Genomic DNA, 12,135 nt, shown 5'->3' with positions numbered 1-12,135 from the left:
CCTTAACCCGCCTCTCGCAGCCCGTCACCCGCTGCCGTGAACCCAAACACCGTGCTTGGCTTAATCTCTACCTAAAACCTAGAACCTATAACCTAAAACCTTGAACCTTGAACCTTGAACCTTGAACCTTTGTCTTTAACCAGACGCGGGATAACCCCGCTGCTACACCAGTCAATCTTAACCCGCTTCTCGCAACCCGCAACCCGTCACCCGCCGCTCGCTGACGGCTGACGGCATATTCCAAACACAAAAAAGCCCGCAGCGTTAACTGCGAGCTTTTTTATTGAATGAGTGAGTCAGCCGGTAAGCCGGGTTCTGTCCTTTCCGAAGAAAGTGATAATCATTCGTCTAGGCCATAAATCGCTCTATGGCTCAAGCAACCTACCCGGTTCCAACGTGGGCCACGCCATAAGGAACCCTATTTGGTCTTGCTCCGAGTGGAGTTTACCTTGCAACCGACTATTACTAGCGGCCCGGTGCGCTCTTACCGCACCCTTTCACCCTTACCAATCCGAAGATTGGCGGTCTTCTCTCTGCTGCACTTGTCGTGGGCTCACGCCCCCCAGCCGTTAACTGGCACTCTGCCCTGTGGAGCCCGGACTTTCCTCCCCCTGCGCATTTTCGTTGCAGGCAGCGATTATCTTGGCTAACTCGGCGCGAAGTATACATGAGAGCACCACACTACGCAGTAAACATTTACTGTTTTTCTTCAATAATTGTTTTGTAAAGCGCGTTTTTCTTCATACCAAAGTAATCGGCCACCACGCCACAGGCTTTTTTCATTGGCATTTCGTTTTCAAGTAGCGCTAACATTTTACGGGCTTCAGGCGGAATATCGTCAACTACCTTAGGTTTACCCGGCAGCATGAGCACTATTTCACCGCGCTGTTTAGTAGGATCGTCAGTTAAAAACTGCTTTAACTCAGCTACGGTGCCATTAAAGAAGGTTTCAAATGTTTTAGTGAGCTCTTTGGCAAATACCACTTGCTGCTCACTACCTAGCGCTGCTTCTAAATCGTCAAGGCTTGCCATAATACGGTGGGTACTTTCATACATAATGCTGGTGATGCTTGAGTTAACTGCATCTATAAAAAAGTCTTGGCGTGCTTTACTTTTAGCGGGCGTAAAGCCAATAAACTGAAAACGGTCGGTTGGCAGCCCTGAACAACATACCGCAGTAATTGCAGCGCATGCACCTGGTACAGGTGTTACAAGTGCGCCCTGCTCACGGCATAAATTAACAACCGCATAACCAGGGTCGCTTATAAGCGGCGTGCCGGCATCGGATACTAATGCAATATTTAACCCTTGATTAAGTTGGTCGATAATTTGCTGCGCTTTTTGCTTTTCATTATGGTCATGTAACGCAAAGGTTTTAGCCTTAATACCAAAGTGGCTGAGTAGCTTGCCAGTATGGCGAGTGTCTTCAGCAGCGATTAAGTCAACCTGCGATAATGTCGCGATTGCACGCTGACTTAAGTCGTCATAATTGCCGATTGGGGTGGCAACAACGTAAAGAGTGCCAATTTTCTGTGAATTCTCCTCATTTAACATTGAGGTCTCCTGCGTCAGTCAGTAATATAAGCAAATCGCGTTAACGTATGGGAAATCATTGTGCGACTTAAACTAGTTAGTCTATTAATTATATTGTCAGGGTTATCGGCGTGTAGCACAACCGAAAAACCAACTAAAACCAGCGATAACTTAAATAGCAGTGCCAATACGCTGAAAAATGAATCACTGAACGCGCAATCGATTTATCAATTAGCGCAAAACCGTTTTGGTGCAGATAAAATTCAACTGCTTTATAGTGCCCGTGATAGCGCCATTACTGAAGAAAACTGGCCGCTACTCGAAACAATATGTAGCGAACTTGCACTTACTGCCAGTGTTGATCAAATTCAAAACCGTTTATATATTGCCTTTGCACAAAAAGAGCAGAATAAAAATCAGCAAGCACTTGAAGTATTAAACTCACTTGAGGGACAACTCAAGCAACCCGAACATTTTGCCTGGCACCAATTTTTAACTGCCAGCATTTTTGCTTCTCAAAACTTGCCAAAACGTGCTGCACCCTATTTTTTTGCGGCGTCAGAATCTGCAACTAAAAACACTATTTCAATTCCTCAGCTTAGTGATGCACTTTGGAAAAATTTAAAGCAACTCTCATCTTACGCATTAGAACGATTTAACCGTGGTTCTGTTATTCAACAAGGTTGGGTTAACTTAGCTTTGTATCATCAAGTTTACGCCAACAGCTCGGTTGATTTAGACCAAGCCATTAATAATTGGCGCCGCCGTTACCTTGGGCATCCTGGTAACAATGTACTGCCAAAACAAGAAACGTATGCTAATGAATTAGCGCCAATTAATATTGAGCGTTTGGTTGTTTTACTGCCTCAGTCAGGTGCTAATAAGCGCCTTGGGGATGCCTTAAAAGCCGGTATATTGGCAGCGCTTGATAAAAAAGAGATCAACGAAACACTGTTTATAGATGAAAACACTGAAACAGAAGCGTTGAGCGCACAAATTTCTCAGTTACAGCCTGACTTTGTTATTGGCCCACTATTAAAAGCCAATATAGATAAGCTCGCTAATACCAATACATTACTCGATATACCCACCTTACATTTAAATACCTTTGATGGCGAAAGAACCTCGCTGCAACATTACTTTTTTGCGCTTAATCCTGAACATGAAGTACAGCAAACGCTAGAGCACTTTTTAGCACAGGGTTATCAAAAGCCGATGTTGTTAGCGCCAAATAATACCAATGGCCAGCGCTTAGTTGACTACTTTAATCTGCAGTGGCAACGCTATAGTGAAACAACCACGCAAGTTGGTTTTTATAACGATAACAAAGATATGCCCAATACCATTACTAGCTTGTTAGAAGTTGATAAGTCAAAAGAACGTATTAAATCGGTTAAAGCACTTTTTAATAAAGAAGTTGAAAGCGAAACACGCTCACGTGGCGATATTGATGCCATTTACATACTCGGCGATGCCATTGAAACCCGATTAATTAAGCCTTACCTTGATGTTAATGTGAGTACCTTTGCCGATAGAATTCCTATTTACGCCAGCTCTAAAAGCCACAGTAAGCAAATAGATACCACTGACAAAGGTGATTTAGACGGACTCTACTTTACTGAACTGCCTTGGATGTTAGACTCACAAATTAAGCAACATAATCTGCGTCAGCAATACAATGATTTATGGCCTGAACAAGCCGATATAAGCCAACGTTTATTTGCGATGGCTTATGATTCCGTCACCATGCTTAACGATATTAGACAATTGAGTGTTACACCCGATAAATACTTTTCAGGGTTGAGCGGTAAATTGTCGATTAATAGTGCCGGTGATATTGAACGTTCACTGCAATGGGCTCAGTACAGCAACCGCCGAATAAAACCGGTGGAGTTAAAAACACAACGCCCTGTACCGCTATTTATGCAATCAGCTAACGATGGCATAACCATAATTAACTAAGGGGTCGACATGTCGTGGTTTAAACAGCTGTGGCAAAATAGTCGTGAAAAAGGCCAGTATTATGAGCGCCAAGCGCAAAAGTATTTAGAAGCACAAGGCTTAAAAGCCATTGAGCGTAATTATTACTGCCCCTATGGCGAACTTGATGTCATTATGAAAGACGGTCACACCTTAGTGTTTGTTGAGGTTAAGTTTCGTAAAAATAATATAAAAGGCGGCGCTAATTATGCTTTAAGCCCGCAAAAGCAAGCAAAATTAAGACGAACTATTTATCATTACCTCGCGGCTAAAAATTTAAAAAATCAGCCATTACGTATTGATTATGTTGCTATAACAGGCGAGCCATCACTACACATAAACTGGCTAAAAAACGTATTTTAATACCGAGCACATACAAATGAGTGAGCAATTATTACAACAGCTAAATTGCAAAATGCGTAGTTAAAAATTAACAAGCTGCTTCTAAAAATAATCATCCTTAATAAAGCGGGTGTGAGCTCACACAGAATTAGATATTAATTGTTGGTAATCCATGCAAGATACAATAAAAGAAATTTTTAAAGAAAGTATTCAAGTTCAAATTGCAGCAGGTGAAGTACTTCCTAGCGCATTGGAGTCAGCGGCATTCACCATTGCACAAAGCCTGATCAATGGTAATAAATTGATATGTTGCGGTACTGCAAATTGCCACATGTTGGCGCAACACATGGCAGGCGTACTAGTAAATTTTTACGAAACAGAACGCCCTTGCTTACCTGCAATCGCTCTCTCGCAAGAAAATATTAACCTAGGTCAAGGCCATCAAATAGATGACCACGATACCTTTGCGCGCCAAGTACGTGCCTTTGCTCAGCAAGGTGACTTATTATTGGTACTTGCCATTAATGGTAATGAAAAACACATAATTTCTGCTGTAGAAGCGGCACTAACCAAAGATATGAAGGTCATAGTAATGGTAGGTGATGATGGCGGTGAACTCGTTGGCCTGCTTGGCCATAACGATGTAGAAATTCGTACGCCGTCTAAGCGCCCGAGTCGCATTATTGAATCGCATTTAGTGAACCTTCACTGTTTAAGTGAATTGGTAGATTTAACCCTTTTCCCGCAGGACGAAAATTATGTTTAAACGCTCCCTGATTATTTTAGGCACCGTTGTGTTATTACAAGGTTGTGCTGCTGCTGTAGTGGCCGGTACAGCCAGTGCTGTTACTGCAGCAAACGATAGACGAACCATTGGCTCGCAAATAGACGACAACAACATTGAAATAAAAGCCAGTATTGCTATTAGCGAAGATGAACGCCTTAATAAGTTTGCTCATATCAGCGTTATAAGCGTAAATGGCGTGGTTTTAATGGTAGGGCAAGTTCCTAACCAAGAAATGAAAAACCAAGCGTTTAAAACCATTGAGAACCTATCTGGTATTCGCAAAATTCACAACCAACTACGCATTGGCTCTAATATTGGTATTACCACGCAAACACACGACTCATGGTTAACCTCAAAAGTAAAAGCGCAGCTTTTAGCGGCTGAAAACATCAGCAGTAATAATATAAAAGTAGTGACTGAAAATGCCGAAGTATACTTAATGGGGCTAGTATCTGACGCTGAAGCAAACCAAGCTGTTAATATAGCTCGCAACATCTCTGGCGTAGAGCGGGTAGTTAAAGTGTTTGAGTATTTGTAAAAGTCTCAGGTTCGAGGTTCGAGGTTCGAGGTTCGAGGTTCGAGAAATTTAAAAACCTTGCGGGTAATATCGCAAGGTTTTTTTATACCTGTAGCAGCGGGGTCACCCCGCGTCGTTATTAGGTTTTAGTATTACGCCCGTCACCCGTCCCCCGTCGCCCGCTGCCGTGAACCCAAACTCCGTGCTTGGCTTAATCTCTACCTAATACCTAATACCTAGCACCTAGCACCTTTGTCTTTAACCAGACGCGGGATAAACCCGCTGCTACATCAATCAACCTTACCCCGCTTCTCGCAGCCCGTCGCCCGTGAACTTTCACCTTTCACCTTTCACCTTTCACCTTTCACCTTTCACCTTTCACCTTTCACCTTTCACCTTTCACCTTTCACCTTTCACCTTTCACCTTTAGCCTTTAGCCTTTCACTTTTCGCCTTATATTTTCATACAGACATAAAAAAACCGCTTCTTAAGCGGTTTTTTTTCTAACATTTACGGGCTATTTTATAACGCGTAAATGCGAGCCTTTTTTCTTTTCAGGCTTGGGAGCTGGCGTTTCATCAACTTGTTCAGGTGATGAATCGACACTTTCAAGCTCTGGAGCAAAATCGTCTTCGTCCTCTAAAAACTCATCTGCAGTAAAGACTGTGCCTTCGCCATTTTCACGTGCATATATTGCAAGTACAGCCCCTAAAGGCACGTACACTTGCATTGGCTGGCCGCCAAAGCGCGCGTTAAAGCTAAGCTGAGTATTATCTAACGAAAACTGCGTAACCGCCGAAGGGCTTATGTTCAATACAATTTGGCCATCTTGAACAAACTGTGTTGGCACTTGCACTGCAGGAAAGTCAGCATTAACCACTAAGTGTGGCGTGCATTCGTTATCAACAATCCAATCAAGAAAAGCGCGTAGTAAATAAGGACGATTAGAAGTCATTATAAACGGATCTCACGCTCTGCTTCAGTTAAAGAAGCTTGGAATGATTCACGTTCAAATAAACGGATCATATACTCTTTAAGTTCTTTAGAGCCTGCACCATTAAGCTCAATACCAAACTCTGGTAAACGCCATAACAGTGGTGCTAAGTAACAATCAACTAAGCTAAACTCCTCACTCATAAAGTAAGGCGCTTCACTAAAGATGGGTGCTATTGCAAGCAATGCTTCGGTAAGCTCTTTACGCGCTTGCGCGGCATCAGAAGTGTTGTTAATGATTTTTTCAGCTAGGCTGTACCAATCAGTATCAATACGGTGCATCATTAATCGACTACGACCACGCATGACCGGATATACAGGCATTAGTGGAGGATGAGGAAAACGTTCATCAAGGTATTCCATGATGATGTTTGCCTGATATAAACCAAGCTCACGGTCAATCAGTGTTGGCACTGTGCCATAAGGGTTAATTTCGTGAAGTGCTTCTGGCAGGTTATCCTTTTCAGCCATATGAATATCTACACTTACACCTTTTTCAGCAAGTACAATGCGTACTTGGTGGCTATACATACAGTTAGCACCAGAAAAAAGGGTCATTACAGGGCGCTTATTGGCAGCTACGGCCATGCCTACCTCCATTAAATAACTAAAACAGCAATAGGGGCTTAAGCCCCTATTGCAAAATTACCTTTAAATATGTTCAAACTTAATGAACATCTCTCCAGTATTCTTTCTTAAGCATAAATGCCAAGATAAATAGAATCACTAAGAATCCAAGTACCTTAATACCTAGCGCTTCCGACTCGAGACGTGTAGGTTCACCTACATACTCTAGGAAATTCGTTAAATCACGAACTGCTTGGTCATATTCATCTACACTTAATTCGCCCGTACCATCTGTTTTTGTACCAGTAATATGAGTGGTTGTTACACCATCTACTGTTACTTCTTCAGTAATTGCAGTAGGAACACCTTGCAACTCTTGAAGAACATGTGGCATACCCACCGATGGGAATAACGTATTATTTACGCCAAACGGACGAGATTCATCTTTGTAAAACGATTTTAAATAGGTGTAAATCCAATCACTGCCACGCACACGCGCAACATTTGTTAGATCCGGCGGAGCCGCACCAAACCATTTTGCAGCATCTTCTTTAGCCATAGCATTATTGATATGACTACCTACTTTTGAACCATCAAAAATAAGTTGCTCTTGACCAATCTCTGTTGGAATACCAATATCGCGAAAAGTACGTTCATAACGTTGATACTGCATTTGGTGACAACCAAGACAGTAGTTCATGAACAACTTTGCGCCACGTTGCAAAGAAGGTTGATCAGATATATCGTTACCCGCTTCCATTAGAGGAACTGACGGGCCTGCAGCCATTGCAGGTAACACGTTTACTGATAAAGCAAATAAACCTATTAGCAGCTTTTTCATCATTTCGTTAACCTCTCAGGCAATGGCTTAGTTTTTTCATTCTTACTGTAAACGAATAACAGTACGAAGAACATAAAGTAAGTCACAGTACAGATTTGCGATACAAGCGTTTTAAAATCAGTTTGTGGTGTAGCACCAACCCAACCTAAAAGAACGAAAGTAACAACAAAACCTGCAATGTTCCATTTGTGGAAACCACAACGGTAACGAACTGAACGAACCGAACCACGGTCAATCCAAGGTAATAATGCTAACACAACAATTGATGCACCCATTGCAGCAACACCCATTAGTTTGTCAGGGATTGCACGTAAGATTGCATAGAATGGTGTAAAGTACCAAACAGGGAAAATATGCTCTGGTGTTTTAAGTGGGTTAGCTGCTTCAAAGTTTGGCGCTTCTAAGAAGAAACCACCCATAGCAGGCATAAAGAACACAACCCAACAGAACAAGATTAAGAAACCAACCACGCCCACAATATCTTTTACTGTGTAATAAGGGTGGAACGGAATCGCATCAATAATGTCTTTTTTATTAGTGTAGTATTCATGGAACTTAAATTTAGGCTTATCTTCTTCAGCCACAGTTCCTTTTTTACGTTTGTTATCAATACCGTCTGGGTTATTAGAACCCACTTCGTGTAGTGCAACAATGTGTAAAAATACTAAGATAACAATAACCAATGGCAATGCAATTACATGTAATGCAAAGAAGCGGTTAAGCGTTGCACCTGAAATTACATAGTCACCACGGATCCACAGTGTTAAGTCATCACCAATAACCGGGATAGCCCCGAATAATGAAATGATTACCTGTGCACCCCAGAACGACATTTGGCCCCATGGTAATAAGTAACCCATGAATGCTTCAGCCATTAGGGCTAAGAAAATGAACATACCAAACAACCACAATAACTCACGTGGTTTTTGGTAAGAACCGTAGATCATGCCACGGAACATATGCATGTAAACAACGATGAAAAACGCAGATGCACCCGTTGAATGCAAATAACGTAGTAACCAACCGTACTCTACATCACGCATGATGTATTCTACTGATGCAAATGCACCTTCAGCAGATGGTACATAGTTCATCGTTAACCAAATACCTGTAAGTATTTGATTTACTAGTACTAACATAGCTAGAGAGCCGAAGAAGTACCAGAAGTTAAAGTTTTTTGGTGCTGGATACTGTGCAATGTGCATGTTCCAAACACGTGTCATTGGGATACGGTCGTCTATCCACTCAACAATTTTACCAAACATTAGGCCACCCCTTGTTCTTCGCCCACTAAAATAGTGGTCTCATCAAGAAAAGTATATGGTGGAATTTCTAAATTTAATGGTGCAGGTACCGATTGGAATACACGGCCAGCCATATCAAACTTAGAACCGTGACATGGACAGTAAAAACCGTCATCAGTCCCTTCCACTTTCTCACCAAAGCCACCTTGTAAAAAGCTAGGTGAACAACCTAAATGCGTACAAATACCTACAGCGACAAAAATCTCTGGGCGTAATGAACGGAAATCATTGGTTGATGATTCTAATTGTTGTGGCTCTTGCGATTGCGGATCACGAAGTTGACCTTCATGTTCTTTCATCTGCTCAAGCATTTTTGGGGTCCGTGATACAACCCATACAGGTTTACCACGCCACTCGACACGTATTAATTGTCCTGGCTCAAGTTTGCTGATATCTACTTCTACAGGCGCACCCGCAGATTTAGCTCGCTCACTTGGATTCCAAGACGCAATAAAAGGAACAGCAGCCCCAGCCGCACCAACACCACCAACAACAGAGGTAGCTATGGTTAAAAAGCGACGTCGGCCATTGTCTACAGGCGCATTGCTCATCCACTTATCTCCACTATGATTCTCAACACTTGCTATATTGAGAACATCAGTTACAGCAGGTTAATTTTTCGAATTTTAAAAGAGAAACGATCATAATTAAAACCCTTGTTTAAAACAAGGTTATTCACAGCCTCCTGCTCGAATAAACCTGACTTGCTCAAATAGTTGATTAAGTTAGCTCGAGTATGAAACCAAATGACTATAGTATCGCTTCCGTAAAAACAATTTGTAAACAAGTACAATCTCACCAACTAAGTACAGTAACCACTGAATTTGGCGACATTAAACTCATTCACTTTATTTGCCCGCCAATTGTAGCAAAAAAATTCACCAATTAACTGATGGATTTAAACTAATTGCGATAATTATTTAACTTTTTTTGCGTTAGTCAGTCATTTTCAAGCTTTCGTTCAATAAATACGCATACTTTGCCGATTCTGATCAAGCTAATATCGACATTAGTCGTAAGGGGAAAAGGTTCGGGGTTCGGGGTTCGGGGTTCGGGGTTCGGGGTTCGGGGTTCGGGGTTCGGGGTTCGGGGTTCGGGGTTCGGGGTTCGGGGTTCGGGGTTCGGGGTTCGGGGTTCGGGGTTCGGGGTTCGGGGTTCGGGGTTCGGGGTTCGGGGTTCGGGGTTCGGGGTTCGGGGTTCGGGGTTCGGGGTTCGGGGTTCGGGGTTCGGGGTTCGGGGTTCGGGGTTCGGGGTTCGGGGTTCGGGGTTCGGGGTTCGGGGTTCGGGGTTCGGGGTTCGGGGTTCGGGGTTCGGGGTTCGGGGTTCGGGGTTCGGGGTTCGGGGTTCGGGGTTCGGGGTTCGGGGTTCGGGGTTCGGGGTTCGGGGTTCGGGGTTCGGGGTTCGGGGTTCGGGGTTCGGGGTTCGGGGTTCGGGGTTCGGGGTTCGGGGTTCGGGGTTCGGGGTTCGGGGTTCGGGGTTCGGGGTTCGGGGTTCGGGGTTCGGGGTTATCATGCATTTTTAATCATAGAAGTCAATTTACCAAGCGTTTTCCCAATACTCTCACACTCATTTAAAGCGTATTCTGTTTGTTCATAATTAATATGACCTAACTCAAAAGCAATCATTAGCTGAGTTTTTAATTCACCGACAGACCCTTTAGCCACAGAAAGAAAATAAGCTCTTTCTTTATCAGAGTAACGCTCATAACCCTCTGCAATATTGCTAGGCACTGAAACTGCGCTTCGACACATTTGATCTTTTAAGCCGAAATCCCTCAAAGCAGCAAAGGTTTGGTATACAAACAAACTTAATGAGAAAGACTTTTTCCATACATCTAAACTTTCATACCTCACAACCACTCCTTAGCCTTAATCCCGCATTCATCATAAATTATAGTAAACATATAATTTAACGCACGGAACTTAATCTCTTTCGCAGCTCGGTTCTCGTAGCCCGTTACTCGAAACTCATTATCTAAAAACAAAAAACCCAGCATAAGCTGGGTTTTTGAATTCTTGATAACGTAAAAATTAACGTTTTGAGAACTGTGGACGCTTACGCGCTTTCTTAAGACCCACTTTCTTACGTTCAACTTTACGTGCATCACGAGTAACGAAACCTGCTTTACGAAGTTGTGGACGTAGTGACTCGTCAAACTCCATAAGTGCACGAGTGATACCGTGACGGATAGCACCAGCTTGACCAGTAGTACCACCACCGGCAACGGTGATGTGTAAGTCAAACTTTTCAGTCATGTCTACAAGCTCAAGAGCTTGACGAACAACCATGCGTGCTGTTTCGCGACCAAAGTACTCTTCTAAAGAGCGCTTGTTGATTACGATGTTACCAGTGCCTGGGCGTAAGAATACGCGAGCACTTGAACTTTTACGACGACCTGTACCGTAGTATTGATTTGCCATGATAGTGCTCCTTAAATGTCTAGAACCTGAGGCTGTTGTGCAGCATGATTGTGCTCAGTACCCGCGTAAACTTTAAGTTTACGGTACATAGCGCGGCCTAAAGGACCACGTGGCAACATGCCTTTAACAGCTTTTTCGATGATCATTTCAGGCTTTGCAGCTTGAAGTTTATCAAAAGTAGTAGACTTAAGACCACCTGGGAAACCAGAGTGAGCATAGTACACTTTGTCTTTGAATTTGTTACCAGTAACAGTAACTTTCTCAGCGTTAATAACGATGATGTAATCACCAGTATCTACGTGCGGTGTGTACTCAGCTTTATGCTTACCGCGTAGGCGATGAGCGATTTCAGTAGCGATGCGACCTAAAGTTTTACCTTCAGCGTCAACTACGTACCAGTCACGTTTTACTGTTTCTGGTTTAGCAACAAACGTTTTCATTTATAAAAATCCAATGTTTTTCAATTAAAACCACAGGTAGTTATGTTTAACTACCGCTCTAAGTTTGCTACAACCCCTTCGAGTTTTAGACTTTTGCGCCGCTCACAAGTGGCTAAACTATATGAGGACATAGAACGCAACGTGGCAGACGCGGGAGTATACCAGCACTTAAACTACATTGCTACCGGCCGGTTGTTTTTTCCTCAAGAAAAGTTTGGGTTCGGGGTTCGGGGTTCGGGGTTCGGGGTTCGGGGTTCGGGGTTCGGGGTTCGGGGTATTTAAAAACCTTGCGGTTAACATCGCAAGGTTTTTTTATACCTGTAGCAGCGGGTTCACCCCGCGTCAGTATTTGGCTCAAGGTGTTAGGCCCTTTGCCCGTTGCCCGTTGCCCGTTGCCCGTTGCCCGTTGCC

General features: G+C 43.2%; 13 protein-coding genes and 1 other RNA gene. 4 read left to right on the top strand and 10 right to left on the bottom strand.

What is annotated here, in order from left to right:
- Window positions 1–288: 288 nt before the first annotated feature.
- Both rnpB and rsmI read right to left on the bottom strand, forming a co-directional pair.
- Window positions 289–654: RNase P RNA component class A (gene rnpB / locus BG00_RS17150), an RNA gene on the bottom strand.
- 42 nt (window positions 655–696) lie between these two features.
- The gene (gene rsmI, locus BG00_RS06445) at window positions 697–1,554 is read right to left on the bottom strand and encodes a 16S rRNA (cytidine(1402)-2'-O)-methyltransferase (RefSeq protein WP_036981305.1); all 858 of its coding nucleotides are present in this window, start codon (window positions 1,552–1,554) and stop codon (window positions 697–699) included.
- A gap of 60 nt (window positions 1,555–1,614) precedes the next feature.
- On the opposite strand from rsmI, the gene BG00_RS06440 reads away from it, so the two are divergent.
- The 4 genes from BG00_RS06440 (at window position 1,615) to dolP (ending at window position 5,180) form a co-directional block, all read left to right on the top strand.
- Complete coding sequence (locus BG00_RS06440) at window positions 1,615–3,495, top strand: penicillin-binding protein activator (RefSeq protein ID WP_036981303.1); 1,881 nt, start codon at window positions 1,615–1,617, stop codon at window positions 3,493–3,495.
- Between the two features lie 9 nt (window positions 3,496–3,504).
- Window positions 3,505–3,876: a YraN family protein gene (locus tag BG00_RS06435; protein ID WP_036981301.1), complete on the top strand. Its 372-nt coding sequence runs from the start codon at window positions 3,505–3,507 to the stop codon at window positions 3,874–3,876.
- Window positions 3,877–4,027: 151 nt separating this feature from the next.
- Window positions 4,028–4,621, top strand: coding sequence for an SIS domain-containing protein (locus tag BG00_RS06430; protein ID WP_036981300.1), 594 nt, complete (start codon window positions 4,028–4,030; stop codon window positions 4,619–4,621).
- A complete protein-coding gene (dolP, locus tag BG00_RS06425) occupies window positions 4,614–5,180 on the top strand; it encodes a division/outer membrane stress-associated lipid-binding lipoprotein (protein ID WP_008468380.1) in 567 nt (188 codons plus the stop codon). Before BG00_RS06430 ends, dolP begins: the two co-directional genes overlap by 8 nt.
- Window positions 5,181–5,676: 496 nt before the next feature.
- On the opposite strand, the gene BG00_RS06420 is transcribed toward dolP, so the two are convergent.
- The 8 genes from BG00_RS06420 to rplM form a co-directional block, all read right to left on the bottom strand.
- Window positions 5,677–6,114 (bottom strand): ClpXP protease specificity-enhancing factor, encoded by a 438-nt coding sequence (locus BG00_RS06420; RefSeq protein WP_036981298.1) that lies wholly within the window; start codon window positions 6,112–6,114, stop codon window positions 5,677–5,679.
- On the bottom strand, window positions 6,114–6,740 hold the full coding sequence (gene sspA / locus BG00_RS06415) for a stringent starvation protein SspA (protein ID WP_008110861.1): 627 nt from the start codon (window positions 6,738–6,740) through the stop codon (window positions 6,114–6,116). Before sspA ends, BG00_RS06420 begins: the two co-directional genes overlap by 1 nt.
- Before the next feature lie 79 nt (window positions 6,741–6,819).
- Complete coding sequence (locus BG00_RS06410) at window positions 6,820–7,563, bottom strand: cytochrome c1 (protein WP_036981296.1); 744 nt, start codon at window positions 7,561–7,563, stop codon at window positions 6,820–6,822.
- The gene (locus tag BG00_RS06405) at window positions 7,560–8,825 is read right to left on the bottom strand and encodes a cytochrome b (RefSeq protein WP_036981294.1); all 1,266 of its coding nucleotides are present in this window, start codon (window positions 8,823–8,825) and stop codon (window positions 7,560–7,562) included. The genes BG00_RS06410 and BG00_RS06405 overlap by 4 nt, the downstream gene beginning before the upstream one ends.
- Window positions 8,825–9,415, bottom strand: a complete 591-nt coding sequence (gene petA, locus BG00_RS06400) for a ubiquinol-cytochrome c reductase iron-sulfur subunit (RefSeq protein WP_010390661.1) — start codon at window positions 9,413–9,415, stop codon at window positions 8,825–8,827. The genes BG00_RS06405 and petA overlap by 1 nt, the downstream gene beginning before the upstream one ends.
- A 957-nt stretch (window positions 9,416–10,372) precedes the next feature.
- Window positions 10,373–10,717, bottom strand: a complete 345-nt coding sequence (locus BG00_RS06390) for a four helix bundle protein (protein WP_036981292.1) — start codon at window positions 10,715–10,717, stop codon at window positions 10,373–10,375.
- A gap of 177 nt (window positions 10,718–10,894) precedes the next feature.
- Window positions 10,895–11,287: a 30S ribosomal protein S9 gene (gene rpsI, locus BG00_RS06385; protein ID WP_024600778.1), complete on the bottom strand. Its 393-nt coding sequence runs from the start codon at window positions 11,285–11,287 to the stop codon at window positions 10,895–10,897.
- An 8-nt stretch (window positions 11,288–11,295) separates the two neighbouring features.
- Window positions 11,296–11,724 carry a 50S ribosomal protein L13 gene (gene rplM / locus BG00_RS06380; protein WP_002957960.1) on the bottom strand — a complete coding sequence of 143 codons (429 nt, stop codon included), beginning with the start codon at window positions 11,722–11,724 and terminating at the stop codon, window positions 11,296–11,298.
- Window positions 11,725–12,135 lie beyond the last annotated feature (411 nt).

It is taken from the genome of Pseudoalteromonas sp. SCSIO_11900 (assembly GCF_000576475.1).
In the GTDB taxonomy this organism is placed as follows: Bacteria; Pseudomonadota; Gammaproteobacteria; order Enterobacterales; family Alteromonadaceae; genus Pseudoalteromonas; species Pseudoalteromonas tetraodonis.
The sequence above is the reverse complement of the archived record's forward strand: the minus strand, read 5'-3'. Positions and strand labels throughout refer to the sequence as shown.